Source organism: Streptomyces sp. NPDC045998, assembly GCF_056430285.1.
In genome coordinates, this window is sequence record NZ_JBWKLJ010000002.1 from 346,641 (window position 1) to 371,847 (window position 25,207).

Genomic DNA, 25,207 nt, shown 5'->3' on the forward strand with positions numbered 1-25,207 from the left:
CCCGCGGCGGCGGTGTCACTTCAGTGGGTCGTGGCCCCAGTTCATCAGGGAGTGCCGCCACCGGGTGTCCCGTACGTCGCCCGAAGGGCGCTGGGCCAGATGGCGGCGGACGTAGCCGACCACCTTGCGCATGTGCTGGTAGTCGTCGTCCGAGAGGTCCCCCTTCTTCGACCGGAGGATCGCCAGGATGTGGCGGCCGGAGGCATGTCCGGTGGACTCCGCCCCGTCCTTGTGCTGCCCGGCGCTGCGCGACTCGTCGGAGGCCAGCCACCGTTCCAGCTCGCCCGGAGCCATGTTCACCAGCTCACGGAAGTCGTCCCAGGTCTCCTGCCGCTGCTCGCCGTCCACCACCCGGTCTCACTTCTTCTTCAGGGCGGACGGCTTGTGCACCGCCGACTTGCCGGACTTCTCGCTGCGTACCTGGTACTGCGGGTCGTCCGGCGAGGCGTCCACCGTGCGGCCCGCCGCCTCCGTCCGCTCGGTGATCTTCTTCTCCACCTCGCCCTCCGCCTGGCCGCCGTGGCTGCTCCAGGCGACCTTGTCGCCCTTCTTCAGGTTCTTGCGCTCACCGCTGCTCTTCGCCATGGCTGCGCTCCTCTGCCGTGTACGCGTGACCGTCCGGTGCCGCTCTTCCAGCCTGCGGGTTCTCCGCCCAGGTCGCAGCTCGCGGGCCGCCCACGCGGGTGCGACGCCCGGCGGGCCGGGCCGACGTGCCGCCGCGCCACCGGGCCGTCAGCCCGCGGCGCCGTGGAGGTACTCGGTCAGGGCCTTGCCGGGTCGGAACGCCGCCGTGCCCTCGGCACGGTCGAAGGCGCCGAAACTGCCCAGCACCACCGACTCGCCGCCGGCCAGCGCCTTGGCGATCGTGCCCGGATGCTCCACCGTCCCGAACAGGGCGTCGAGCACCCGCTCGACGTCACCGGTCTCCAGCGACCGGCCGGCTCCGTCCCGCGCCGCCTCAGCGGTCGCCTCGACCAGCCGCGACTTGTCCACGTGACCCACCTCTCCCATCCGCCTGTCGGCCCGTCGGCGCGTCCCGTCCGGGACCCGGCTCCTGATGCTGCGACTACCGGCCCACCCAGCCTGACCGGCCCACCCAGCCTGACCGTCCCGGTCGGCCGCCGCACGTCGGCCGGGCCGTACGGGAGCGCCGACCGCGCGCGTACGGCCTCACGCTCCCCCGGCGGCGCGTGGCCCCACGGCGTCCAGCGCCGGGGCGATGACGGCGAAGGCCCGGTCCAGGAGCGCGGCCGGGTCGTCGGTGCCGTCGCTGTCGCTCCACCGCCGCAGTACGGCGTCGTAGGCGGCCAGCGCCATCCCCGCGGCCAGCCGCGGATAGAGATCGGCGGCCGGGTCGAGCCCCAGGCGGCGCGCCAGCTCCACCGCCAGGTCGTCGCGCCACTGCGCCTGGCGCTCCAGGAAGCGCGCGAGCAGAGCGGGCGTGCGCAGGATCAGCTGGACCACGCGCAGCGCCCTCTCCGCGTGGTCGGAGCGGTCGCCACAGGCGGCCATGGGCACCCAGACCGCGTGCCGCAGCGCCACCGACGGCGGCTCGCCGTCGGCACGGCCCGCCAGCTCCGTCCGTATACCGGCGCCCATGTCGGCCAGGAACTGGACGACCACGTCCTCCTTGGACGCGAAGTACCGGAAGAAGGTGCGCTTGGACACCCCGGCGGCGGTCGCGATTTCGTCGATGGTGACCGCGTCGAACCCCTTCAGCGCCAACGACTGCAGCGCCGCTTCGGTCAATTCGTTGGCGACGAGCTGCCGTTTGCGCTCGGCCATGGTCACTTCTGGACGGGAACTCACCCGGCCATCGTAGCGCCATGCCGTACATGTCACTCGGTGACACCTTGACACTTGATGACATCACAGGCAGCGTGTGTCGCATGACAGAGCAGATGCAGCGCTGGACCGCCGAGCGGATACCCGACCAGACCGGCCGCGTGGTCGTCGTCACCGGAGCCAACAGCGGCCTCGGGCTCGCCACGACCCGGGCGCTAGCCCGCCGGGGCGCGCACGTGATCCTCGCGGTGCGCGACGAGGCGAAGGGGCGCCGCGCGGCCGCCGAGATCACCGCCGGACTGCCGGCCGCCCGCCTGGAGGTGCGCCCCCTCGACCTGGCCGACCTGGACTCGGTACGGGACTTCGCCCGCCGGTTGCGCGCCGACCACCCGCGGCTGGACGTGCTCGTGAACAACGCCGGCGTGATGGCACCCCCGAGGTCCCTGAGCCCGCAGGGCCACGAACTGCAGTTCGCCGTCAACCACCTCGGCCACTTCGCCCTCACCGGCCTCCTGCTCGACCTGCTGAGCGCCGGCCGCGACCCCCGCGTCGTCACGGTCACGTCCCTCAACCACCGCAAGGGGCGGCTGCACTGGGACGACCTCACCGGCGAGCGCGCGTACGCGCCCATGGGCTTCTACAACCAGGCGAAGTTCGCCAACGCCGTCTTCGGACGGGAGCTCCACCGACGGCTCACCCGGGCCGGCAGCCCGGTGCGCAGCATGCTCGCCCACCCCGGCTACACCGCCACCAACCTCCAGACCAGCGGCCCGGTCGGCCTGGTGAAGGTGCTCTTCGGCCGCCTCCTCGTCCCGCTCGCCCAGGCCCCGGCCCAGGGCGCGCTGCCGCAGCTGTACGCGGCGACCGATCCGGGCGCGGAGGGCGGCGAGTTCTTCGGCCCGGACGGCCGGGGCGAGTTGCGCGGAGCCCCCACGCGGGTGGCGCTGTCCCCGGCGGCCGCCGACGCGGAGACCGGCCGCCGCCTGTGGGAGGTGTCGGAACGGCTGACCGACGTACGGTTCGCCTTCCCGACCCCGGCCTCCTGAGGCCGCGTCAGGCCGTGTCAGGCCGCGTCAGGTCGCGTCCGTACGAGCCGCGGGGCCGCCGGATCACGCCGGGGCCCCGTGGTTTTCGTCAACTCCGCGTTTTCGGGCTGGAGTACGAGGCCTCATACCAGAGCGGGACGCTTGGCGGGCAAGTTTGTCAACTGCCCATCGGACGTGAATGTATGCCGACTACCGTGTGTGGCCGGTGATCAACGGTGGGCTCATCGGACGCCTGAGGCGTTCGCCGCAGCGCCACGGTCGAACACCCAGCATCCGCACCACCACAGCACCAGAGCACCACAGCACTCCACACACGCACGTCCGTACCTCCACGCCGATTCCCGGGGCCCCACGTACCAAGGACGCTGATGTCTCAACTTCGCGCACCCGCCGCGCGGCCGGACCGCCGTGAAGGCGGGCGGCACGGCCGGTCCGGCGCCCGCCCCCTGCCGCACCACGGGAGGCCGAACCCGCCCGGCCCGTCCCCCGAAGCCCGTATACGCTCCCGACTCCTGGGCGCCGCCGTGGCGCCCGCGGTCGTCGTCGCCCTCGGCGGCGTCGCCGCGGTGCTCCTCACCATCCGTTCCACCGGCGCCAGTCCGTCCCCCGCCCTGTGGGCCACGCTGACCGCCTGCGCGGCGCTCGCCGTCGCGGCCATCGCCGCGGCCGCCCTGAGCGCCGACCGCGTGGCCACCTCCGTACTGGACCGGTGCGCCGCCCTGCGCCGTAGCGCCGCACGCGGCCAGAGCGACCTCCAAGCCCTGGTCGCCCAGCTGCGCCGCGGCGAGCGGCCGCCCCCGCGGCCGGGCACACCGCTGCCCGGCCCGGGCGCGGACGAGTTCGACGTGCTCGCGGCCGAGCTGACCCGCACCCACGAAGCGGCGGTCACCGCCGTCGTACAGGCGTCCCAGCTCTCCAGCAGCGTCGGCAACGAACAGAAGGTCGAGGTCTTCGTCAACCTCGCCCGCCGGCTCCAGTCCCTCGTCCACCGCGAGATCCAGCTCCTCGACGAGCTGGAGAACCAGGTCGAGGACCCCGAGCTGCTCAAGGGCCTCTTCCACGTCGACCACCTGGCCACCCGCGTCCGCCGGCACGCCGAGAACCTCGCCGTCCTCGGCGGCGCCATCTCACGCCGCCAGTGGTCCAACCCGGTCACGATGACCGAGGTGCTGCGCTCCTCCATCGCGGAGGTCGAGCAGTACCCGAGGGTCAAGCTGGTGCCGCCGATCGAGGGCACCCTGCGCGGGCACGCCGTCGCCGACGTCATCCACCTCCTCGCCGAACTCGTCGAGAACGCCACGCTGTTCTCCTCGCCGCACACCACCGTGCTGCTGCGCGCCCAGTACGTCACGGCCGGGCTCGCCGTCGAGGTCGAGGACCGCGGGCTCGGCATGTCGGCCGACGAGCAGCACAAGATGAACGCCCTGCTCAACGACCCCGACCAGGTCAACGTCGCCCATCTCCTCCAGGACGGGCGGATCGGCCTGTACGTCGTCGCGGCACTCGCCCGGCGGCACGGCATCGCGGTCCGCCTCCAGACCAACATCTACGGCGGCGTCCAGGCCGTCCTCGTCCTGCCGCAGGGACTCCTCGGAGCCGATTCCGCCGCGGCCTCCCAGACCGGCGCGACCCCCCAGGTCGCCTCGGCCACGGGAGCCGCAGCGGCGGAGGTACCGGCGACGGGCGGGGCTCCGGCGCCCCCCGCGCCGCCGGAGACCGCGCGCCCCGAACCCGTACACCCGCGGCCCGCGCCGCCCGCCCTACCGCCGCAGCAGCCGGCGCCGTACGTACCGGCGGACCCCGTGCCCCTGCCCGTACAGGAGGAGCACGGCGACCGGCCGCGCCTCCCCAAGCGGCGCGCGCAGGAGCACCTGGTGCCGCAGCTGCGCGACGCGCCCGTGGCACGCCGCCACGACGACGACGTCCTGCACGACCCGGGCCTGATGGCGGCCTTCCGGCGCGGCATCGGCCTGGCGGAGCTCGCGCACGCCGACTCCGACACCGACCCGGCCCCCGCCCCGGCGCCCGATTCCGTACGACACGACGAAGCTCACAAGGAGTAGATGCACCATGGCGAGTGATGTGCCGACCGGCCATTCCTCGGATCTCGACTGGCTGCTCACCGGTCTGATCCAGCGGGTCCCCCATACCCGCAGCGCGGTTCTCCTCTCCTCCGACGGCCTGGTGAAATCCGTGCACGGCCTCGACGCCGACAGCGCCGACCACATGGCGGCCCTGGCCTCCGGCCTGTACTCGCTGGGCCGCAGCGCCGGCAGCCGCTTCGGCGACAGCGGTGAGGTCCGGCAGGTCGTCGTCGAGCTCGACAACACCCTGCTGTTCGTCTCCACCGCCGGATCCGGCACCTGTCTGGCCGTGCTGGCCGGGCGCGAGACCGACGCCGCCGTCCTCGGCTACGAGATGGCGATGCTGGTCAAGAGCGTACGGCCGTACCTCGTCACCCCGGCCCGACAAGCGGCGGCGGCACCGGGCGCCACGGGGCGCTGAGCCATGCAGTCCTCCCGACCACGGCAACGCACAGGGCAGTGGCAGGACGGGCCCTGGCTCGACGACGCGGCCGGCCGGCTCATCCGCCCGTACACGGTGAGCGGCGGCCGCACCCGGCCGACGGCCGCGCTGGACCTGCTCTCCCTCGTGATGGCCACCGGGGCGGTGCCGCAGGCCCCGCTCGGCCCGGAGCACAACCAGGTCCTCGGGCTGTGCCACGGGCCGACCTCGGTGGCCGAGATCGCGGCACACCTGCGGCTGCCCGCGGTGGTCACCAAGGTGCTGCTCTCCGATCTCGTCGACTGCGGGGCGCTGACCGCTCGGGCGCCCCGCGCGCACGACAACCCCACCGACCGTTCCTTGCTGGAGGCAGTGCTCCATGGCCTACGACGACGGCTCTGAGGCTCGAGACGGTTTCGACGACGACGTCTTCCCCACCGCCGTGAAGATCCTGATCGCGGGCGGCTTCGGGGTCGGCAAGACGACCTTCGTGGGCGCCGTCAGCGAGATCGAGCCGCTGAGCACGGAGGAGCTGCTCACCCAGGTGAGCATCGGCACCGACGACCTCGACGGCGTGGAGTCCAAGACCACCACCACGGTCGCCATGGACTTCGGCCGCCTCACCCTCGACCGGCGGCACGTGCTGTACCTCTTCGGCACACCCGGCCAGGAGCGGTTCTGGTTCATGTGGGACGAGCTCTCCGAGGGTGCCCTCGGGGCGGTCGTACTCGCCGACACCCGCCGCCTCCAGGCCTCCTTCTCGGCCGTCGACTTCTTCGAGCGGCGCGGCATCCGCTTCGTCGTGGCCGTCAACGAGTTCGACGGCTCCTTCCGGTACGCACCCGAGGAGATCCGCGCCGCCATCGACCTCAAGCCGGAGGTGCCGGTCGTGCTGTGCGACGCCCGGATCGCGAGCTCCGGGATCCAGACCCTGGTCACCCTCGTCCAGCACCTGCTGGCGACCAACCCCGCCCCGGCCCCGGCGCCGAGCTACGGAGCACCGTCATGACCTATGACCCGACCCGTCACCTGCTGTTGACCCCCGTCGACCGCGAAGCACCCCTGCGCGTACGGCGGCTGCGCGAACTCGGCCTGGGGGAGCGGCCCGACCCCGCCCTCGACGCGTTCGCCGCCAGGCTGGCGCAGGTGACCGGCGCGCCGTACTCGATGGTCAACTTCATCGACGAGAACCGGCAGTTCTTCGCCGGCCTGCACACCCCGGACGGCACGCACGCGCGCCGGGACCTCAAGTCCACGGCCGCCGCCACGGCCGCGGCCACGGGCGGCGTCAGCCGCTTCATGGCACGCGACCACGGCTACTGCCCGCACGTGGTCGTCCGGCGCAAGGCGCTGGTCCTGGAGGACGTCTGCGACTACCCGCGGTTCGCGGGCAACCCGGTCGTCGACGAGATCGGCATCCGGTCCTACCTCGGCGCGCCCCTCATCGACCGTACGGGCACGGCCCTCGGCACGATCTGCGTGGTCGACACCGAACCCCGGCCCTGGGGCCGGGCGGGCCTGGAGACGATCAAGTCGCTCGCGGCGGAGCTGGTGGAGCAGATCCACCGCCGCGAGGACGGCGGCCTGTGAGCCGCGCCCACCCCGTGGCGCGCCGGCCGTGATGTGGCTCTTCCGGTTCCGGCGAAGGCCGTGGTGGGAACCACGGTCTGCCGGAACCGCGCGTGCGCGCGAGGGCGGCGGCCCGCTCCGCGGGGAAGAGCCGAAGGATTCCCCGGCCGTTGCGGGCATAGACGGCGGCCGCGGACCGGTGGCCGGCGGAGGCGAGGGCAGGCAGCAGCGGGGGAGGGCTCCTCTGCCGCCAGCGGATCTGCCGACCGTCCTGGGGTCGGCGGTCCGGCCTTGGCGTGGCTGGAGCGTCCGGCCGCCCGCCGACTACTGGAGGCCGCGGCCCGCAACGAGCTGGCCCGCGTGATCGGTTTCGCCGGTTCGTGCTGACGGCCCGCAGCCCCTCGCCGACCGGCTCGCCCGCCGTCTGGCCGACCAGATGCGGCTGGCCGATCAAGCACCCGGTGGGCTGGCTGATCGGCCGGGGCCCGCCATAGCGCCGACTGTGCGCGGAACCCGGTGCGACAGGGCGCCCTGCTCGACTCCGGCCGGGACTGCCCGCGCTGCGAGGACCGGCAGAAAGACCGCCGTGCCCAGCGCCGTGCGGCCGCGGCCGCCGTCGACGCCGCGATGCGCGGCGCCTCCGAGAACGAGCGCCGTGCGGCCGTCGAACAGCAGCTGCACGAGGACGTGACCGCCGAAGCGTGGGCCAAGGCCCGCCGATGGGAGCTGGTCCGGGAGACCGCCGCCCAAGGCATCAGTGACGGTCAGTCCACGCCACTGAGTCCTTCCACCGCTCTGCCGACCTGACGGCGCCCCAGCCCACACCGTCAGGCCATCGAACGCAACCGGTCCAGTTCGCTGCCGATCGCATCCCGCAGCCCATCGTGTTGCGGGCCCAGCATGAACCGCTCGTCGTTCCACCGCTCATGGGGATACAGCCACACCGGCCTGCCCACCAGCTCAGCCGGCTCCCACTCGAACCGCGGCCAGACATGAGCATGCAGGAACGCGTCCGTGTTGCCGAGGATCTCCAGGTTGACCCGGCGGAAATCGGCGTCCAGCCGCCGACAGACCCGCTCAACGGCTTCTCCCAGTCGGTCCATGTCAGACAGAAACGCCAGCCGCTTGGCCCTCGGCAGGTCAGGCAGCCGTTGCACACCCGGCTCGTCCACGAGGAGGACTGAGTACCCCGGCAGGAACTGAACATCTCCAATCACCGCGAACCCAGCCTCAAGCCGCCGCAGCACGGTCGGATTCTCGCCCCGCAGAGCAGCCCCAATCCGGTCCATCCGCCAATCGTCTCATCCACCCTTCGTCAGTCACCGCGTCCCCTCCCGCTTGCTTGTAGGTCCAGTACGTGCGACGCCACGGCCTCGGCGGTTGGGCGTCATGTTCGGTCCTGGCCGGGTACGAGATCCACGCTACGAGGTGCCCTGACGCGGGCGGTGCGTCGACGTCCTTCCTGCTGAATTGCGGGCAGGCCACGGCCGCGCGGCCGCGCCGGACACCGCGTGGCGAGCGTCGCGGTACCGGTCGTTCACCCGGCCGGATCGGAGGTGGTGGCGGTCGGCGAGGGCGCCGACCCGAGACCCGTCGCCACAAGGGCGCCCAGGGCCAGCACACCAGCAGACCACAACACCGACCGGGTGCCGAGGCCGTCCGCCACCCTGCCTCCCACGAAGGCGCCGAGAGCGATGGCACCGTTGAACACCCCCACGAGCAGGGCCGTCGCGCCCTCCCTCGTTTCCGGCGCCGCCCGGGCCAGCCACGTCTGGGTGCTCACCGACACACCCCCGTAAGCCAGGCCCCACAGGATGAGCAGGAGGCAGGCGCCCGCGACAGACAGCCCGAGCAGCGGCATCAGCAGCACGGAGGCGGCCAGGGCCGTGCTGATCACCAGCAGCGGGCCGCGCACCGACCGTCCCAGCCGGGCGCCGGCCAGGAAGTTGCCGGCGACACCGGCGATTCCGTACACCAGCAGCAGCGTCCCGATCAGCGAAGCCCTGACGCCCGAGACCTCCTCGAGGAGTGGCCGCACGTAGGTGTACGCGGCGAAGTGGCCGGTCACGAGGAGCGTCACCACCACGAGCCCGGTGGACACCTGCGGCTTGCCGAGCAACCGCAACACGCCGCCCAGCGCAACCGGTTCGTCGGCGGGAAGCGGCGGCAGCGACACGGCCATGGCGGCGGTCACGAGCGCGGCCAGTCCGCCGGTGGCGAGGAACGCCGCGCGCCATCCGGCGAGTTCGCCGACGTAGGCCCCGGCCGGCACGCCCACCACGGAGGCGATCGCGATACCACTGAAGATCATGGAGGTCGCGGGCCCGGTGGACGGGGTCGGCACCAGCCGCACTCCGAGTCCGCCGGCGAGCGACCATACGCCTCCCATGGCCACGCCGATCAGTACGCGAGCCACCATCATCACCGCGAAGTCGGGCGACCAGGCCGCGAGCACATTGGCGGCCGCCAGGAGCGCCATGAGGGAGCACAGGACCACGCGGCGGTCGGTCCGGCCGACCGCCGCGGTGATCAGCGGGGCCGACAGCGCACCGACGAGGCCGGTGACGGTGAGCGTCAGCCCGGCGGTTCCCTCGCTCACGTCCAGTGAGGTGCTGATCGGTGTGAGCAGCCCCACCGGCAGCATCTCGGACGTGACCACGGAGAAGGTGCCGGCCGCAACGGCCGTCACCGCGGGCCAGCCGCCCTTTGCGGAGGGCGAGGGGGCGGGCTTTGGTGCCCGCCGGTTGTCCACGTTCGTCATGGCTCCACACAACTGCGGCCCAGGAAGCGGAACAAGCGCGAACTTCTCATGCTTCCATGAGGTGGACTCATCGATGACGCCGCATACGCCACGCGGTGCCGGATGGAAACGGGCCCGGCGGAGGAGCATTGCCATGACAGTCACGAGCCGCGACAACACGGGCGGACGGCGGTCACCGGCGAGCACGGTGGAGATCCGCGAGTTGGAGTGCTTCCTGATCCTCGCGGAGGAGTTGCACTTCGGGCGGACCGGGGAGCGGCTGTACGTGTCCCAGAGCCGGGTCAGCCAGTTGATCCGCGGCCTGGAGCAGCGCATCGGCGGACGGCTGGTGGACCGCACCAGCCGGCGAGTACGGCTGACCGTGCTCGGCGAGGACTTCCTCGTCGCGCTCCGCCCGGCCTACGCCGCGCTGCGCGCCACGGTCGAGGACGCCCGGGCGGCGGCGCTCGGGCTCAGCGGGACGCTGCGGCTCGGGTTCCAGGGAAGCGTGGGATACGGATTCATGGAGGTGGTCGGGGAGTTCGAGGAGCGGTATCCCGGCTGTGTCACCCGGATCACCGAGTTGCCGCTGTGCGACCCCTTCGGCCCCGTGCACCGCGACGAGGTCGACATGGCCGTGGTGCTGCTGCCGGTCGAGGAGCCGGATCTCGTCCTCGGGCCCGTGTTCTCCCGCCAGCCGCAGTGCCTCGCGGTGTCCCGCCGGCACCCGCTGGCCGCCCGGGCCGCCGTGGACGCCGAGGAGCTGGCCGGGACACCGCTGGTGGGTGTGGCCGCTCCGGCGCCGGACTACTGGCGCGAGGCGCAGGCGCCCACCCGTACGCCGTCGGGCTCCGCGGTGCCGCAAGGGCCGGTGGTCGGCACCCTTCAGGAGGGCCTGTCGCTGGTGGCGGCCAACCGGGGTGTGATGCTGCTCTGCCGCCCCACCACCGAGTACCACCACCGCCGGGACGTGGCCTACGTTCCGGTGACCGGACTGCCCGACTCGGCGCTCGGACTGGTCCGGCGCGCCGACCGCGACAACGCGCGGGTCCGGGCTTTCGCCGAGGCGGTGTCCGCTGCGGACGCGGCGCACCGACTGTAAGCATCGGCGGTGGCACCGGCCACGCGCGGCGGTTCGGTCCGTCCTACGTGGGCGCCGACGCGCGTATCGGCGGGTTGGGCCGGGCGGACGATGACGACGACACCGCCAGGTGAGCTCCGTCGGCGCCCGGCCGGACGGCGGACGGGTGGTTCCCGCACGGCGGCCCCGCGGCCCTCGACCTGGCCGGGCCCCACCTGCCGTCTGAGTCCAGCGGGATGGATGTGGGCCGGATCGCCGCGATCTGGTCCTCGTCCCAGACGCCGCCGTCGAAGACGTGCAGCAGTTCGCCGGGGAGCCTCATTGGCAGGAGGCGTTGGAGGTCGGCGGGGAGACCACCAGTCGACGGCCAGCACGCGGGTGACGGGCGCCGTGACGCCGAGCTCCTCCTGCAGCTCGCGGGCAGCGCCCCGCGCGGGGGACTCGCCCTTGTCGACGGCGCCGCCGGGCAGTAGACGGGTGGGCCGGTAGGTCACGCGCTGAAGCAGGACCTGCCCGCGCTTGTTGGTGGTCGGCACGGAGGTTCCGGCCCACAGGGCGGTCGAGGTGCGCAGCACCCCGTATGCCTCCTGGTTCATCACCCCGCTGGGACGTTCGTCGCGTGCGGAAGTCGTCGTCATCTCTCTCCGAGCGGTGGCTGCTCGCTCGTGGTGAAGGGAGCACGGACGGCGAGGGCGAGCTGTCAGGTGGTCAGCCCGGCCGGGCCGCCCTTCATAGGGCCGGGGTGAGCCGGGTGAAGTGCTCGATCCGGATGATCCGCGTGCGGTCGGCTTCGGGCAGGCGGGCGAGGATACCGGGCAGGGGCCGTTCGCGTACTACCTCGCCGCGGTGCGCGAGGACGGCGCGCCACTTCACGTCGGCCCAGGGGGTGACGTCGACGCTGGTGGTCATGTACGTGTCCGGCCGCACCGCGAGGACGGCCTTGCCCGCGCCTTCGAGCAGGGGGCGGAGCAGGCCGACGCCGGACTCGGGGTGCGTGGCGGCGTACAGCGCGGCCGGCTGCCACGGCGGTCCCGCTTCGGGGTGCAGGTGGGCAAGGCCGGCGGCTTCGACGGCGAGCAGGGCGATCTGGTGGGCGCGGACGTGGTCGGGGCGGCCGGTGAGCTGGCCGAGGGCGTCGTGTCCGATGACGATGTCGGGCCAGAAGTCCCGGATGTGGGCGACGAGGTGGCCGACTGCTTCGTCGGGCATCACGCTCAGCGTGACGAGCTTGTGCTGGTCGGCCGCCCCGGGCGACGTCGTCGCCGTTACCGCCCACGTCCGGGCGTCGCTGAAGACGGACATCGAGTGCGCCCGGCGCGAGTTCCTGGAGCAGGGCGAGCCGGACCCGGACCCGGCTCTGGCGGCGTCCGCGCTCGCCCTCGCCGCGCTCCAAGCCGTCAAACAGGCCCTGCCGGAGGGCTGCAGCAGCGCCCTCGGGCGGCTGGGGCGACCGCAACAAATATCGCCCTGTGAGGAGAACGCACGGGAACGGCGGGCGTGCTCAGACAGATCGGCGGCAGCCGCACCGGCCCGGACGAGGATCACACATGTACCGCGTTCCTGCGCCGGTGCATATCTATTAGGTTCGTGATCGATTCGGTTGAGCGCTGCTGATCACAGTGTGTGCCGAAAGGCGAGGCGGCCTTGGAACAGGGGGAACAGCCATGCCCGAGACCACGTCTGGAGATGTGTTCACCGGCCGCGTGCTGGAGTGGCACAGCGAAGAGGGATGGGGCGTGCTCGCCTCCGACGCCCTTCCGACCAGGGTGTGGGCGCACTTCTCGGTCATTCAGGCGGAGGGGTTTCGTGAACTGACCGCCGGCCAGTCCGTCACCTTCTCGGCCGAGCGGGCCGAGCAGGACGAGTACCACTGGCGCGCCGTGAGTATCTGGCCGGAGGCCGGATCGCACCGCCGGTCCGACGAGGACAGCGGGCCGGGCTTCTCGTCCGGCCTGGACATTCGCTTCGATTCCTGATCGCGCGTCGGCACCTGCCGAATCGATCCTATCCGTCTCGCCTGGCAGGGGCCTGGTCTCTTCCGCCGTGCGGGCACAGACAGGATTCTCGTGTTCTCCATATCCACGAAGAGGGCAGCCGTAGTCGACTCGACGGCCCTTGCCGCTGTTCTCGCTCTCGGTGCGGTGCCTGCCCAGGCCGGCGTCAACCAGGGCAAGTACACCAACGGCACCTTCCCCGGGCAGGTGAACATGGCCGGAACCTAAGGCAAGCCTGCCCCCATGGCCTCGTCCTTTTCCCTAACGTCCAAAAAGGTGCAGGCCATCGTGACGGGGAAGATGACGTGTTCGGCCGGACACATGCAACTGCCCTTGACTACCGATGGAACGTGACCTTCACCGACGAGTCGGCCAGCAGATTCCCCACGTCGACCAGCATCGACAGAGCCACCATGCCGAAATCGGCCCCGCACCCTCTCCGTCCCGCCTCGGCCGGTAACTCGTAACGCTCTGACCTGAACAGACACCCTCGCGGGCGCTGTAGACGCCGGGTTGCTCCCAGCCGCCTTGGGGGCCGACGCGGGCGATATCGCCGCCGTGACTGCCGAGGTGCGGTCAACGATTGGATGGTGACCGACCCCGTGGGCACCGCCTTGGTGCTCGCGTACGGCGCTCTCCATCGCCCACCAGGCGGTCGCCTAATACCGGCGCAACGCTCTGGCGATGCATAGCCGCAGTTCCCGTTCCTCCGAGGTCGGTCGCGGTCATCGGGTGGCCGTCATGAGGAGGAAGACAAAGCTAGGAGACTGGCGGTTGCGGCTCCCCCCCGCTGGCACCGAGCCGTGACTGCGCAAGTTGCCGAGTTTGTCCCGGGGTTGCCGACCCCGTACGCAGACCCCGTGGTACAGATCATCTGGCGGCTGACTCGGCCGCGCGGGTCCCTCGAGCGGGTAGGCCGTGTCCGGCGGATCACGCTCCGGAGCCGTGGGGCTGGAGGTCGTAGAGGTAGGAGCGGTCGTCCTTGAAGCTGCGCCAGACGGTGGCCGGGGGCTCGGGTTCGTCAGCGTGGCTGGTGAGGGGATGGGCGGTGAGGAGGCCGTCAGCGATCTCGCAGTGCCAGCCGTCGGCCGGCGACCAGACGCACCACACATTTCCATCCGTTCGACGGTAGGCGGGTCGGCCGTGGCGCTCACCGTCGCGTTCGAAGTGGTAGCGGAGCCCGTCGACATGGCGCACGAAGGTGCAGGATGAAAGGGCTGTCATGCCTTCGGGACTGTATGAGGTGGCGCTCCTGATGGCGAAGGAATTCCGGTTACGGCCAGGTGTTGGGCGTACCTCACGGGCAGAGCCGAAGCCGGACCGCGGCAACGGTGATGGTGCCGTGGAAGACCTAGGCTCTCTTGTCGTACCGGGTGGCGACGGCACGGGAGTTTTTGAGGGGATTGGTCGTCCGGTCGACCTCGTTGCGGCGCTTGTAGATCTCACTGTCGAAGCCGGTGGGTCGGCCACCGTTGCTGCCGCGCCGTTTGCGGTTGGCCCGCTGGTCCTTTGGCTCGGTGATGGTGTTTGATTTGTCGTCTTCGCAGGTGGAGGCGGTTGCGACGTGAGCTGTATGCCTTGTCGCCGCCGAGACGGTCAGGCCGGGTGCGCGGCCGCCCGTCCTGCGGGCGGGGAACGCGGATGCGTTCGAGGACCTCGATCGTCTGCGGTGCGTCCCCCCACTGGCCGGGCGTGACGAGAAACGCCAAGGGCTGGCACCCGCCTTCACCTGCGAGGTGAGTTTTGCTGGTCAGGGCGCCCCAGGACCGTCCGAGTCCTTCGTCAGGGCGGTGGTGCCGGGGCCTCGATCTTTTTTCGGGACGCGCGGCTTCTTCTTGCGGGCCCCAGCCGCGTGCTTGATGGGCACGGCAGGACGTCGAGTCGACGCTGACCATGCTCCAGTCGATCCCGGCCCGCAACGTCGGCGTCGGCCTGGATGGCATACAGGATCCGGTCCCACGTGCCGTCCGCCGACCAGGGCCGATGCCGCTCATAGACGGCCTTCCAGCTGCGGAAACGCTCGGGAAGATCCCGCCGCGGTATGCCCGTGCGCACCCGGAACAGGATCCCGTTGATCACCTTGCGGTGATCGTTCCACTGGCCGCCACGCTGTCCAGACATCGGTAAGTGCGGCTGCAACCGCACCCATGTGGCATTCGGCAGATCACCCCGCCCCATGGAGGGAACAACGAGCCATCAATCCGCCAGTCACATGATCCGCCGGACATACCCTAGCCGTAGGTCTTGTGGCACAGGCGGGTGATGGCGGGGTCTACGGGGGCGTTGTGGGATGCGTGGCACAGGTCGCGCATGGTGATGGTGTGGCGGGACCGGGGCTGGGGCTGGGGTGCGGTGGGGACAGTGGGCTTGGACCGGGTTTTAGGGGCGGCTGGGGAGGGGAGTTGGGCCCGCTGCTGCGCTGGGCGTCGGGGTGGGATGCGGCGCGGTTCGTCGGTCCGCGGCGGTTCTTGGACTGGGCGGGGCTTGGTGGCGGCGCGGTGCGGTGCCTGCGGGATGCCCTGGCCCTGGGGCTTGTTGTCCCGTGGTGCGGGTCGGGGGCCGGTTGTGGCCAGTTCCTCGTGGTACGGGGCGGGACGGGCTGGTTGTGGTGCTTTGGGGGAGGGCGGGGCCGGGTGGTCGCCCGCAGGGGACAGGCTTGGGCTCGTGGCCCGCTGGGCGTCATCCGGGACGGCGGTGCATCCGGCCAGGGCAAGGACGGCGGCGAGCAGGGGAGGGGTGAGTTGGCGAAAACGCATGGTGCCCACGGTGTCGGTAAACGGGCTGGGGTGGGCTGGGCACAGGTGATGACTACCGGGACGAGTGAGAAGTATCCCTGACCCGCTTGACCTGCGGCGGAGCCAGCGCGGCGGGGTCGCGCACATCATCAGGCCACCGCATCGTGTTCTCGACAGGGGGTGATCGCTTACAGAGGGGCGTTCACGAGTGGGTCTGGCGTGTGGAGACGAAACCGTCTGAAGATCGTTCCCCGTGTCGGGGGTGATCGTTCCCGGCGTGCGTGTCCGCATACTCGCCGACGACGGCCTTCCGGTGGACGGTGTGCGTCGTGCTCCGGCCACGGTGCCGCGCGGCTGGTACGCGGTAGACCCTGATCCCACAGGTGCCCCCTTCGTCCCCCATGAGGACCAAGAAGAGTGTCCGCCGGCTTATCCGGGTGGCCCCTCGATGTCGGATGTCGACGGCCTCACCGTGATCTCTGCCGGGCCACGCAACACGCTGCTCCTCCACCCTGGAGACATGCCTGGCCTCTCGCTGCTTCCCACCGGCGAGGTCGGATGCTGCGGCCTGCCCGGCGACAAGGGGCCGAACCGGAAGTGCCCCTGTGGGGCAGTGATCGGTACGAAGATGTCCGAGTGCTACACGCCTTATGAGCTGCACGTCCTTCCCGGCGCTGTGCGCGACGGGACAGCCTGACGGTCCCTTGGCCGGGGCGCCTGGCATGCCCTTGAACAAGCGGTCAAGCTGTCACCGCATTGGCACGCGCCAGCGGTTAGCCGGTCATCACTGGTAGTCGTTTGGCGTTCGCCGTCATCGAGTCTCGTGGTGATCGTGTCCCGGCCCAGGGCGGGCGACCAGTACAGAGCTGGCCGACGGCGGAATCTGACAGCGATGCTGCCCGTCACGGTCGAGCCCGAACCGTTTCCGTCCCCAGAGCGTCCACACGGGCACCTGGCACCCAGGAGGCGGTCGGACAGGTTGGTACTCGGCTCGCGAGATGCGACCGTCACGGCGCCGAACTCCTTTTCCAGGTTCTGACCGAGCTGGAGGAAAAGAACAGCGTGGCCATCGCCTCGAACGGATCGGTCTCCGGCTGGACCAAGACCTTCACCGACCCCCGCCTCTGCGTGGCCATCGTCGACCGCCTTCACCTTCGGCGGCATCATCGCAACCGGTACCGACTTCTTCCGCCTCGCCACCACCTGCGCCCGCGCCGCATAGCAGGCCACTGCGGGCTGACTTCCCTCGCAGTTCAGAGCGCGATCGGTCGGTACTTCAGAGCCTCGTCGACGATCTGCTCCGCAGACGCATCCTCAAGAGGGCCCGGGGGGTGGAAGATCAGGTCACTCACCCGGGGATGCGACACGTTCGCCTTGAGGAGCCGCAGATAGTAGTCGCTCTCCGGGGTGGCTGTCAGAACTCTGCGAACGATCTCCACGAGCTCGTCCCGGGTGATGTCCGCGACCACGGGGCGAGCCGGCCGGGCCGCTTCCCGCGCGAAGTCCTCCAGACTCCTGCCGGCGTAGTACTCGGCGAAGTCGAGAGTCCCGTAATCGTGCCCAGTCATCGCGTTGAAGGCCGCGATCGCCTTGCTCGCCGCCACCGGGCGGGCTTCCAGCAGGTCAGCGATCCGCTCCACCTCGGCGCACAGCTCATCCAGCCGCTGCCGACTGACTGGCGGGGGCAACAACTCCGGTCTCAACTCCACAGCCGAATTATGCCCATCGGTGCTGACACGCCCGAGCCGGGCTCTGGGTGCTGTCACTTTGCATCAGCATTGCTGGACATCTCGATCAAGAACCGATGCCAGAAGCCAAAGCCCTGATCGTGGAGGCCGGGCTGGTCAAGGCCACCTGGTCCGTCGACCTGACCGCCCTGGACGACGTCGCCGCCGTCACCGCCGAGATCCGCCGGACCATCGAGCGCGACATCGGCGCCGAGTGGCAGGAGTTCTCGAGGATCGCCGACCCGGCCGACGTGGGGGCGACCAGCCCGGAGCGCGCCGAGGACGCGGCCGCCTACAACACGTTCATGGCCGCCCAAGGCGCGGCCGCAGGGCACCAGCGGGGCGCGCTGGCGGTGCTCGGCCGCAGCGAGCAGGCAGAGCAGACGCCCGTCGGGTGTACGAGACCGAGCAGAGCCGCCACTCGTTCCAGCAGAACCCGAACAGCGCGGACGCCGTCGCCGACGCGGCGAAATCCACCGACACCGCCCGGGAGCGCACCGCGTAGCACCTGCCGGCGATGCGGCTAGAGCAGCTGGGCGAGCAGACCGTCGCCGAGACCGAGGGGCAGGGGTCGCGCCGTGGACGGACCGGTTGCCCGAGCTCGCCGCGTGCCTGCTGGCCAGCGACCCCACCGGCGCGCAGATCGCGTGCGTACCGAGCTGAGCGGTGCCGACCTCCCGCATCAGGCCGTGATCGCGGCCCCGGAGGCGGCGAAGGAGAACGGCCGCCGCCCAAGGACTGTCCCGCAAACGATCTCCGTCTCAGGGCCGTCGCGGGTAGTCGGGGTGAGCGGCGTAGGGGGAGGCGAGGTCGAGCAGGTCGTCGCATGGCCAGGTGTCGCCGTCGTACTGGCAGTCATCGCGGTTGTCCCACGGTAGTTCGGGGTCGCCGGTGGCCGGGCTGCGCACATGGCGGGCGAGCACGCGTCGTTTGGCTTCGACCTCCCGCAGGACGCGAGCCGGGTCGTGGAGCGCGACGTGCAGGGCGATCGTGGGGTGGAAGCCGGAGAGTTCCCCCTGGCAGAAGTCGACCGTGTGCCCGTGAGCGGTCCACTCCCCGCAGCCGTCGCCATCGCAGCGGCGGGCCAGGTCGGCCTCCTCGTCCAGCCGTGCGTGAAGGAACGTCACAAGGTCTTGACTCATGGGGTCATCCTGGACAGTGCATGAGGCCCGGTCGCCTTAATTTTCCATGCTGTTGGCAGGACTCGGCTGGTGGTCCGACAACTGGAATGATTTCACTGTGGCTGGTGTGATCACGGCGTCCGAGCCATCCCGCCCAAGGCCCGTTCTTAAGGGCGGAACTCCAGCTCGCCGACTCCCTCGCCGTCGGCATGACACCTGAGCAGGCGATCGTCACCTACAGGCGGCTGTACCTGCTCACCCTGGGCAGCGGGAGCTTCGTCGACCACCGCGTCGCCAGAGCCGTCCGGACAGCGAACTGACGCGCGCTGGCCGGGCCTCGCCGCCTAGGAGGGGCGGGTCCAGCGCGAGAGCACGGTCAGGCCGGGGATGGAGGTCGCTGCCCGTTCGGTTCATCGGCGTGGCCCAGCGGAGGGCGAGTTGTCCAGCCTCGCGTCAGTGGGAAGCGCGCGCCACGAGTCCGGTCTGCTTCACGAAGCGCGCGAACTCCTCGATGAGGCGGTGCGACGCGGTCCGCATCGCGGACCGGGTCATGCCCGCGACGTGCGGGGACAGGATGCAGTACGGATTGTCGGCGAGCACGGAGGAGAAGCGCGCTCCCTCGGACTCGAAGACGTCGACCGCGGCTCGCGAGGGCCCGGAGGCGGGGTCTCGCAGCGCGCGATCGAGGGCCTCCTCGCGTACGACGCTCGCACGCGCCGTGTTGATCAGGACCGAGCCCGGCCGCATCAGCCGCAGCTCCTCCGCCCCGATGAGGCCGTCGGTCTCGGCGGACGCCGGCACGTGCACCGATACCACGTCGCATCCGGCGAGCACGTCGGCCAGGGTTTGCACCCTGCGGCCTGGCCAGTCGGCTGCCCGTTCCGGGGTGAACCGCGGCGATCCGTACACCCATACCTCGGCACCGAACGCGCGCACGAGCTCGGCGGTGCGCCGCGCGACGGCCCCGGAGCCCACCAGCCCCACCCGTGCGCCGTCGAGACCGCGCGCGGGCAGGCCTTCGACCGCGGCGCTCCACGAACCCCCGCGCAGGCCCCGGTCGCGTCGGGCGATCCCGCGCAGCGCGTCCAGCATGAGCGAGACGGTCAGTTCCGCCACGGCGGCTGCGTTGGCGCCCGGGGTCGTCCGGATCGCGACTCCCAGGCGCTGCGCCGCCGCGTGGTCGAAGGTGTCGGATCCGGCAGCGGCCCGCCCCACGAGGACCAGGCGGCGCCGCAGGCCTCCCGAGGTCGCGCGCTCCAGCACGTTCCGGGTGAGCGGAATGCCCGCGCGGCACTTGAGCGCCTGGTAGCCGCGTCCTTCGTCCTCCAGCCGACGGGCCAGTTCCTCCTCGGAGAAGCCGTCGAAGTCCACGGTGTCCCAGTCGGCCTCGATCCGGGCGCGCAGCGCAGGGTCTGTCACGCGCCGAAGGTTGACCGTCGGCACCAGGCCCAGGGCGCTGAGGGCGGTGAGCTCCGTCAGGGCCTGTTCGCCCAAGGCCGGGTCCACGACGAGGACCCGGCCGGGTGCGGGATGGCCGTGCGTCGCGCTCACTCGCTCCTCCCGGCTGCCTCGAGGGGCGGCTCCCGAGCCCCTCGAGGACCGTACGCGTTCCGGCGGCACCGCTACAGGGCGGGTTCCATGCGTACGACATCGGCGAGCCGCTCCGACCACTGGCCTTTCGACGCGCCCAGCGCCACCTCGGCGAGGCGCAGGAGCTGGACGTCGGAGGTGCCGGCCGGGGCGAAGATGTGGTGCGCGTCGCGCAGGTAGCGCTCGATGGGGCGGTCGGTGAAGAGCCCGGCCGCGGCGTGGATCTCCATGGCGTCGCGCGCGGAGTCCAGCGCCGACTCGACGTTGACGAGCTTGGCGTTCATCAGCTCCGCGTCACAGGGCAGCCCCTGGTCGAGCAGGTGCACCGCGTGGTAGGCGGCCAGCCGCGCGGTCATCAGCCGGGACTGGATCCGGCCCAGCTTGAGCTTGACGGTCGGCAGTTCGTGCAGCGGGGCGCCGTAGCGGTGGCGCTCCTCGCAGAAGCGGGTCGTCTCCTCCAGGATCGCCCGGTGGATGCCGAGCGAGACGGCGGTCAGGTTGGCCCGTCCGTACAGCACGCTGGAGGAGTAGGCGACGGCGAGCCCGTCCCCCTCGTCGCCGAGCCGGTTCGCCGCCGGGACGCGGCAGTCGTCGAAGAACAGCTCACCGAAGCTGAAGCCGTGCAGGCCCATGGTCGGCTTCTGGTCGCCGACGCGGAAGCCCGGACGCCAGGGCTCGACGAGGAAGGCCGTGAGCCCCTTGGAACCGGGTCCGGTGCGGACGACGACACCGTGCAGGTCCCCGACGTGGCTGTTGCCGACGAACACCTTCCGGCCGTTGAGGAGGTAGTCGTCGCCGTCCCGTACGGCGGTGGCGTTCATGCCCAGGACATGGCCGCCGGACTCGGGCTCGGTGACCGCGATCGTCGGCAGGCAGTCACCCGCCGCGATCGCGGGCAGCCAGGTCTTCTTCTGCTCGTCACTGCCGAAGTGCACGATCTTGGCGGCGCCCAGCTGCGAGGCCTGCACCATGGCGCCCATGGCACCGCTGACCCGGGACAGCTCCTCGATGATGATCGTCTTCCCGAGGTGGCCGACCCCCATCCCGCCGTAGTCCCTGCCGATCGTCGCGCCCAGCCAGCCCTGCCGGGCGATGAGCCGGGACAGCTCGTGGTGCACCGTCCGGGCCGCCTCCATGGCGGGTATGAGTGGCCGGACGTGGGTCTCCGCGAAGTGCCTGACTTCCTCCCGTAGTTGGTGATGGAGTCGACTGGCGACATACCCGTCCATGCGAGCCCTCCTCTGCGAAACGCCTGCTCGCGGGGTTGTGAGAACAGGTGGTGCATCGGTAGTGGTCCCGTCCCGAACAGGCCGACCACCTCATGGTGTTGATCGTCTCCGACCCTTCAGTGCGATGCTCAACTTTGTCCAGAACACGGGCGGTTGACGTTTCACGAGGACTGTGGTTCCCGTGGTACTGGCCTGTCCGGTCCTATCCGGGGTCCATTCCCCCTGCGCTTCTTTCTGCCACATGCCAAGGGCAAAGCTTTCGCGGGCGTCTCGCCCGGAGGGGTGGATTCCGACCTCTGCATTCACAGGGGCCTCAGGCGTACGGCGAGGGCGGATCGATACGGCGCGGGTGCCGACCGAATCCCTACCGCGGGTGAGCGGGATCTGCGCTTCGTTGCGCGGTGGTGGTCGCGATGGCCCGGGGGACGGGCGTGTGCACCTCCGGCGTGTGGGGGCGCACAGGGGCGCACGTCGCGTGACGGGGTCGCCCGCGGGATGCGCGGGGGCGCGTGAGGGTGGCGCACGCGCGGGGTGGTACTCATTTCGAACGTGTGATCGATCGGGAAAGTGGTTCGTGATCACCGCTCGGAGTGCGGTATTGTTCTCATGCACGCCGGGCCGGGGGAAACCCCAGGTCAGACGGGCATCGGGACGTGGCGCAGCTTGGTAGCGCACTTGACTGGGGGTCAAGGGGTCGCAGGTTCAAATCCTGTCGTCCCGACTTGTGAGAGTCGCAGGTCGAGGGGCCGTTTCAGAGAGATCTGAAACGGCCCCTCGATCGTTTGGGGGCCAGGCTCGGAAGGGAGCGCGGGGCGCGGAGCGGGCTGAGGCGTGGTCGGTGGTCTGGCGCCGCACGGTCCCCATCCAGTCCCGCGGAGCGCGATGAGCGGGCGGTCGTCCTGCCGGAGCGGAGCCCGGTCTCCGAGGTGCCGGCCGTGGAGGTACGCCTCCCCGCGCAGGCGTATCTCCACGGCCGGCGTGCTCGGCGCGGACGGGATCGCCCGCCGGGACGTCCACCCACCGGTGGCCGTCGTACGGTCACCCCCGTCTACGCGCTGTTCGCGAAGGCCGAGGTCACCGCGGGCTGAGCCCGGCCGTCAGGCCGTGTCGCGGCGCTCCGGTCCCTCCTCCACGCCGTCCGCCGTGGTGGGCCGGGGGAGGGGGATGCGGGTCTGGCCCTCGATCGGCGCCGGGGTGCGCTCGCCGAGCCGGTCCTCCAGCAGTCGAAGCCTGGTACGCGTCTCCTCGGGCGTCATGTTCCCCCTTCCCGTCACCGCTGCCGCGGACCGGCATCCGACGGACGGCCCTGCCCCTGCGCCCCGGCCGCCGATGCCACGGTCCGGGGATCCTCGCCGGTGAGTTCGACGATGCGGTGCGGCGGAACCCCGGCGGCCGTGGCCCGCGCCAGCAGGGCGTCCCGCTCGCCCGCGCAGTCGCGGTAGGCCAGCAGTTCCTTCTCCACGCGGGCGAGGGCGCCCGGCGCCAGCGCGTGGCGCAGCCGGTTCAGCTCCTCGTCGCTCAATGGAACGGGCAGCTTCTCCGCCCCGTCGGGGATGGCGCCCGTCTCCTCCGGCGGCAGCAGCCGGACCCCCGCGGAGGCGGCGGTCACCTCGTGCGCGTCGAGCCAGGCCCGTACGGCGGGGGTCTCCAAGCACGCCAGCTCTCCGACAGCGGCGACGGATGCGCCCAGCGGGGTCGCCGGGTCGTCCACGAGGAACAGGTAGGCGTCGTCGGTCATGCTCGTCTCCTTCGCAGACGCGATGGTCGTGTGGTGTCCTCACCTACCCCCTCCGGCGGGAGCCATCGCCCGGCTCACGTCACCTTCGCCCACGTGGCGCCGGTGCCGCGCACGCCGCCGTCCCGCCCGGCATCCGGTGCCGGTTGTCCGCCACCAGCCGGTAGACGCCGTGGGCGACCCACCGCGCCGGGGGCAGCGTGAGCAGCGCGCCCAGCGGCGCCCAGCCCCGGCCCGTGTACAGCAGGAGCTTCGCCACCGCCCGGGCACCGCCGTACACCAGGCCCGTGGGGGTCACCCAGAGCACTTCGTGTGCGGCGCGCTCCGGCGTCACGCCCAGCGCGGCGAGATCCGCGAACTGCCAGGGGACGGTCTCGCAGCCGGGGCGGAGGCGGCGTTCGACGAACGACACGCAGGACGTGCAGAAGCCGCAGTCACCGTCGAAGACGAGCACCGGTCGGGTTCGCATGACTCCATCATGCCGAAACGGAGGCGAACCCTCCGTCCGCGAGGCCGGGTGCGGATGCGGGGGGATGTCCGGCGGTTGAGGGGGCACACGGGCACATGGTGCTCGCAACCACGCTGCCGGGCACGCCATCGGCAGCACACGCGTGGGCGGGCGGACGACGGCAGGTGACAACAGGACGCAGGGAGCGCAGTGATGAAAGTCCGCTCGTGGCCGAACCGGCCGGACCTCCGGCTCACCGCCCACGTGGTGGCCGGTCGTTACCGGCTCGACGACCTGCTGGGCCGCGGCGGCGCGGCCGACGTGTACGAGGGCGTGGACCTGCGCCTGCGGCGGCCGGTCGCGGTGAAGGTCTTCCGCCCGGACGGTGCCGCCGACACGGAGGAGCGGTTCGACAGCGAGGGCCGGCTGCTGGCCCAGTTGCAGCACCCCGGCCTGATCACCGTGTACGACTGCGGCCGGGACGACGGAACGCCCTACCTGGTGATGGAGTTGGTCAGGGGTACGACGCTGCGCCGGCGGATCACCGCGGCTCCGCTGGCGCCCGCCGAGGCGTGCCGGATCGGAGCCGCGCTGGCCTCCGCCCTGGCCCATGTGCACCGGGCCGGAGTCGTCCACCGCGACGTCAAGCCCGCGAACATCCTGCTGGACGAGGCGGGCCTCCCCCACCTGACGGACTTCGGCATCTCGCGGCTGCTCGGCACCACGGCCCAGACCGTCCCGGGCGCCCTGGTGGGGACCGCCGCCTACATGGCCCCGGAGCAGGTGCTGGGCCGGGGCGCCGGGCCGGCGGCGGACATCTACAGTCTGGGACTGGTGCTCATCGAGTCCATCAAGGGTGAACTGGAGTACGACGGGGCGCCGCTGGAGGCCGCGATCGCCCGCCTGCACCGGCCCCCGGTCATTCCGCAGGACATACCGGCGGAGCTCGTCGAACTGCTGGCGGCCATGACCGACGCGGAGGAGAGCCGCCGGCCGGACGCCCGGGCCTGCGGGCGCGCCCTGGCCGCCCTGGCATCGGAAGGCCCCGCGGAAGCGGCCGACGCGCGGACGGGACCCTCTGTGCTCGGGGCTCCGCCCGTGAGCGGCGAGGACGACGCCGACGAGCGGAACCCGGACACGCTGCGGTCGCACGGGGCGGGCGCCGCGCTCCGGACCGCCGACGTCGAGGCCGCCGTCTCCGCACACGGCGGGCCGGTGCCCGCGCGATCCGCCTCCGGTCGGCTCGCCTCTCGCCGGGCCGGCCGGATCCTGCTGACCGCCGGCGCGGCCATGACCGTCTTCGGCGTCGGGCTGGCCGGTTCGGTGGGCGGGCCGTCCGCCGAGGCGGAGAACGCCGCGTCCGGTCCGCCCCGCCCCGCCACGACCGAGCCCGCCACGACCGAGCCCGCCACGACCGAGCCGGCCTCGCCGGGCGCGAACCGGTCGAGCGCGTCCGCCTCTTCTCCGTCCGCGACCTCCCCGTCCGCGACCTCCCCCTCCGTCTCCACTCCGTCCGCGCCGGTGTCCGCGACCCCCTCGCCCACCCCGTCCGCCGGAACCGCCGCCGTCTCCGCGTCCGCGCCGCGGTCCCCGTCGTACACCGTGAGCCGACGGGTCACCGGCGCCGAGGAGACGGCGGGCGACAGCGGTACGCCGTCGGCTTCCGGCAGCTGGGAGCGGCAGCGCGATCGTGCGACCGGTCCCGGAGCAGCCGGCCCGGCTCCCGAGAAGGACGAGGCACGGCAGGGAAAGCCGAAGCCGGCGAAGGGCCGGCACGCGCGGTGACACCCAAGGGCTCCCCGGCGTTTACGCCGCCCTGACGGGGCACCAGACAGGCAACCCGCCGCCCCCGCTCGGGGCGCGGCGGCGGCCGGGCGGCGGCAGGTCCTGAACGGAGCGGTG

The 25,207-nt window shown here is 71.7% G+C and carries 26 protein-coding genes, 1 tRNA gene and 3 pseudogenes; 13 read left to right on the forward strand and 17 right to left on the reverse strand.

Translation table 11 applies throughout. The features are described from left to right. Window positions 1-15: 15 nt before the first annotated feature. From AC07FJ_RS06505 to AC07FJ_RS06520, 4 genes are all read right to left on the reverse strand, one after another. Complete coding sequence (locus AC07FJ_RS06505; protein WP_479046917.1) at window positions 16-348, reverse strand: DUF3140 domain-containing protein; 333 nt, start codon at window positions 346-348, stop codon at window positions 16-18. Window positions 349-357: 9 nt separating this feature from the next. Next, window positions 358-585 (reverse strand): hypervirulence associated TUDOR domain-containing protein, encoded by a 228-nt coding sequence (locus tag AC07FJ_RS06510; protein WP_479045943.1) that lies wholly within the window; start codon window positions 583-585, stop codon window positions 358-360. 147 nt (window positions 586-732) lie between these two features. After that, entirely contained in the window at window positions 733-993 is a 261-nt protein-coding gene (locus tag AC07FJ_RS06515) for an HU family DNA-binding protein (RefSeq protein WP_479045946.1), read from the reverse strand. A gap of 177 nt (window positions 994-1,170) precedes the next feature. Continuing rightward, window positions 1,171-1,785, reverse strand: a complete 615-nt coding sequence (locus tag AC07FJ_RS06520; RefSeq protein ID WP_479045947.1) for an acyl-CoA-like ligand-binding transcription factor — start codon at window positions 1,783-1,785, stop codon at window positions 1,171-1,173. 104 nt (window positions 1,786-1,889) lie between these two features. Between AC07FJ_RS06520 and AC07FJ_RS06525 the strand changes: the two genes are divergently transcribed. The 7 genes from AC07FJ_RS06525 to AC07FJ_RS06555 all read left to right on the forward strand — a co-directional run bounded on the left by AC07FJ_RS06525 (window position 1,890) and on the right by AC07FJ_RS06555 (window position 7,712). After that, window positions 1,890-2,831, forward strand: coding sequence for an oxidoreductase (locus tag AC07FJ_RS06525; protein ID WP_479045949.1), 942 nt, complete (start codon window positions 1,890-1,892; stop codon window positions 2,829-2,831). 368 nt (window positions 2,832-3,199) lie between these two features. Then, on the forward strand, window positions 3,200-4,894 hold the full coding sequence (locus AC07FJ_RS06530) for a sensor histidine kinase (protein WP_479045950.1): 1,695 nt from the start codon (window positions 3,200-3,202) through the stop codon (window positions 4,892-4,894). A gap of 7 nt (window positions 4,895-4,901) precedes the next feature. Then, the gene (locus AC07FJ_RS06535; RefSeq protein WP_361415296.1) at window positions 4,902-5,336 is read left to right on the forward strand and encodes a roadblock/LC7 domain-containing protein; all 435 of its coding nucleotides are present in this window, start codon (window positions 4,902-4,904) and stop codon (window positions 5,334-5,336) included. A gap of 3 nt (window positions 5,337-5,339) precedes the next feature. Then, on the forward strand, window positions 5,340-5,738 hold the full coding sequence (locus AC07FJ_RS06540) for a DUF742 domain-containing protein (protein WP_361415295.1): 399 nt from the start codon (window positions 5,340-5,342) through the stop codon (window positions 5,736-5,738). Beyond that, window positions 5,716-6,345: a GTP-binding protein gene (locus AC07FJ_RS06545; protein ID WP_361415293.1), complete on the forward strand. Its 630-nt coding sequence runs from the start codon at window positions 5,716-5,718 to the stop codon at window positions 6,343-6,345. Before AC07FJ_RS06540 ends, AC07FJ_RS06545 begins: the two co-directional genes overlap by 23 nt. Beyond that, complete coding sequence (locus AC07FJ_RS06550) at window positions 6,342-6,926, forward strand: GAF domain-containing protein (protein WP_479045953.1); 585 nt, start codon at window positions 6,342-6,344, stop codon at window positions 6,924-6,926. Before AC07FJ_RS06545 ends, AC07FJ_RS06550 begins: the two co-directional genes overlap by 4 nt. A gap of 495 nt (window positions 6,927-7,421) precedes the next feature. Then, complete coding sequence (locus AC07FJ_RS06555) at window positions 7,422-7,712, forward strand: hypothetical protein (RefSeq protein ID WP_479045956.1); 291 nt, start codon at window positions 7,422-7,424, stop codon at window positions 7,710-7,712. Window positions 7,713-7,732: 20 nt separating this feature from the next. Here the strand turns inward: AC07FJ_RS06555 and AC07FJ_RS06560 are convergent, their stop codons facing one another. Further along, window positions 7,733-8,194, reverse strand: coding sequence for a diadenosine tetraphosphate hydrolase (locus AC07FJ_RS06560; protein WP_479045959.1), 462 nt, complete (start codon window positions 8,192-8,194; stop codon window positions 7,733-7,735). A 248-nt stretch (window positions 8,195-8,442) separates the two neighbouring features. After that, on the reverse strand, window positions 8,443-9,594 hold the full coding sequence (locus AC07FJ_RS06565) for an MFS transporter (RefSeq protein WP_479046919.1): 1,152 nt from the start codon (window positions 9,592-9,594) through the stop codon (window positions 8,443-8,445). 205 nt (window positions 9,595-9,799) lie between these two features. Here AC07FJ_RS06565 and AC07FJ_RS06570 point away from each other — a divergent pair, with 205 nt between their 5' ends. Then, window positions 9,800-10,747, forward strand: a complete 948-nt coding sequence (locus AC07FJ_RS06570) for a LysR family transcriptional regulator (protein ID WP_479045961.1) — start codon at window positions 9,800-9,802, stop codon at window positions 10,745-10,747. Window positions 10,748-11,118: 371 nt separating this feature from the next. Here AC07FJ_RS06570 and AC07FJ_RS06575 read toward each other — a convergent pair. Continuing rightward, a pseudogene (locus AC07FJ_RS06575) lies at window positions 11,119-11,364 on the reverse strand (NUDIX domain-containing protein); the annotation flags it as partial. Window positions 11,365-11,455: 91 nt separating this feature from the next. Further along, window positions 11,456-12,028, reverse strand: coding sequence for a PIG-L family deacetylase (locus tag AC07FJ_RS06580; RefSeq protein ID WP_479045963.1), 573 nt, complete (start codon window positions 12,026-12,028; stop codon window positions 11,456-11,458). Between the two features lie 362 nt (window positions 12,029-12,390). Between AC07FJ_RS06580 and AC07FJ_RS06585 the strand changes: the two genes are divergently transcribed. Next, on the forward strand, window positions 12,391-12,702 hold the full coding sequence (locus AC07FJ_RS06585) for a cold-shock protein (protein WP_479045966.1): 312 nt from the start codon (window positions 12,391-12,393) through the stop codon (window positions 12,700-12,702). Between the two features lie 948 nt (window positions 12,703-13,650). Here the strand turns inward: AC07FJ_RS06585 and AC07FJ_RS06590 are convergent. Together AC07FJ_RS06590 and AC07FJ_RS06595 are read right to left on the reverse strand one after the other, a co-directional pair. After that, the gene (locus tag AC07FJ_RS06590; protein ID WP_479045969.1) at window positions 13,651-13,830 is read right to left on the reverse strand and encodes a hypothetical protein; all 180 of its coding nucleotides are present in this window, start codon (window positions 13,828-13,830) and stop codon (window positions 13,651-13,653) included. A gap of 241 nt (window positions 13,831-14,071) precedes the next feature. Next, a pseudogene (locus AC07FJ_RS06595) lies at window positions 14,072-14,898 on the reverse strand (IS5 family transposase). 1,559 nt (window positions 14,899-16,457) lie between these two features. On the opposite strand from AC07FJ_RS06595, the pseudogene AC07FJ_RS06600 reads away from it, so the two are divergent. Beyond that, window positions 16,458-16,677: pseudogene (locus AC07FJ_RS06600) on the forward strand (ATP-binding protein); the annotation flags it as partial. Between the two features lie 31 nt (window positions 16,678-16,708). On the opposite strand, the gene AC07FJ_RS06605 reads toward AC07FJ_RS06600, so the two are convergent. After that, complete coding sequence (locus AC07FJ_RS06605; protein WP_479045972.1) at window positions 16,709-17,164, reverse strand: hypothetical protein; 456 nt, start codon at window positions 17,162-17,164, stop codon at window positions 16,709-16,711. Between the two features lie 95 nt (window positions 17,165-17,259). Between AC07FJ_RS06605 and AC07FJ_RS06610 the strand changes: the two genes are divergently transcribed. Then, window positions 17,260-17,709, forward strand: a complete 450-nt coding sequence (locus AC07FJ_RS06610) for a hypothetical protein (protein ID WP_479045974.1) — start codon at window positions 17,260-17,262, stop codon at window positions 17,707-17,709. A 234-nt stretch (window positions 17,710-17,943) separates the two neighbouring features. Here AC07FJ_RS06610 and AC07FJ_RS06615 read toward each other — a convergent pair whose 3' ends face one another. From AC07FJ_RS06615 to AC07FJ_RS06625, 3 genes are all read right to left on the reverse strand, one after another. Beyond that, a complete protein-coding gene (locus tag AC07FJ_RS06615; RefSeq protein ID WP_479045976.1) occupies window positions 17,944-18,324 on the reverse strand; it encodes a DUF6221 family protein in 381 nt (126 codons plus the stop codon). A 432-nt stretch (window positions 18,325-18,756) separates the two neighbouring features. Next, complete coding sequence (locus tag AC07FJ_RS06620; RefSeq protein WP_479045979.1) at window positions 18,757-19,854, reverse strand: NAD(P)-dependent oxidoreductase; 1,098 nt, start codon at window positions 19,852-19,854, stop codon at window positions 18,757-18,759. Between the two features lie 71 nt (window positions 19,855-19,925). Beyond that, window positions 19,926-21,122, reverse strand: coding sequence for an acyl-CoA dehydrogenase family protein (locus tag AC07FJ_RS06625; RefSeq protein ID WP_479045981.1), 1,197 nt, complete (start codon window positions 21,120-21,122; stop codon window positions 19,926-19,928). Window positions 21,123-21,769: 647 nt separating this feature from the next. On the opposite strand from AC07FJ_RS06625, the gene AC07FJ_RS06630 reads away from it, so the two are divergent. Then, a tRNA-Pro gene (locus AC07FJ_RS06630) sits at window positions 21,770-21,843 on the forward strand. Between the two features lie 376 nt (window positions 21,844-22,219). On the opposite strand, the gene AC07FJ_RS06635 is transcribed toward AC07FJ_RS06630, so the two are convergent. From AC07FJ_RS06635 to AC07FJ_RS06645, 3 genes are all read right to left on the reverse strand, one after another. After that, window positions 22,220-22,378, reverse strand: a complete 159-nt coding sequence (locus AC07FJ_RS06635) for a hypothetical protein (RefSeq protein ID WP_479045984.1) — start codon at window positions 22,376-22,378, stop codon at window positions 22,220-22,222. Between the two features lie 14 nt (window positions 22,379-22,392). Next, complete coding sequence (locus AC07FJ_RS06640; RefSeq protein ID WP_479045986.1) at window positions 22,393-22,860, reverse strand: DUF6003 family protein; 468 nt, start codon at window positions 22,858-22,860, stop codon at window positions 22,393-22,395. A 79-nt stretch (window positions 22,861-22,939) separates the two neighbouring features. Beyond that, a complete protein-coding gene (locus AC07FJ_RS06645; RefSeq protein ID WP_479045989.1) occupies window positions 22,940-23,326 on the reverse strand; it encodes a thiol-disulfide oxidoreductase DCC family protein in 387 nt (128 codons plus the stop codon). Window positions 23,327-23,518: 192 nt separating this feature from the next. Between AC07FJ_RS06645 and AC07FJ_RS06650 the strand changes: the two genes are divergently transcribed. Next, window positions 23,519-25,090 carry a serine/threonine-protein kinase gene (locus tag AC07FJ_RS06650; protein ID WP_479045992.1) on the forward strand — a complete coding sequence of 524 codons (1,572 nt, stop codon included), beginning with the start codon at window positions 23,519-23,521 and terminating at the stop codon, window positions 25,088-25,090. The last annotated feature ends 117 nt before the right edge of the window (window positions 25,091-25,207 follow it).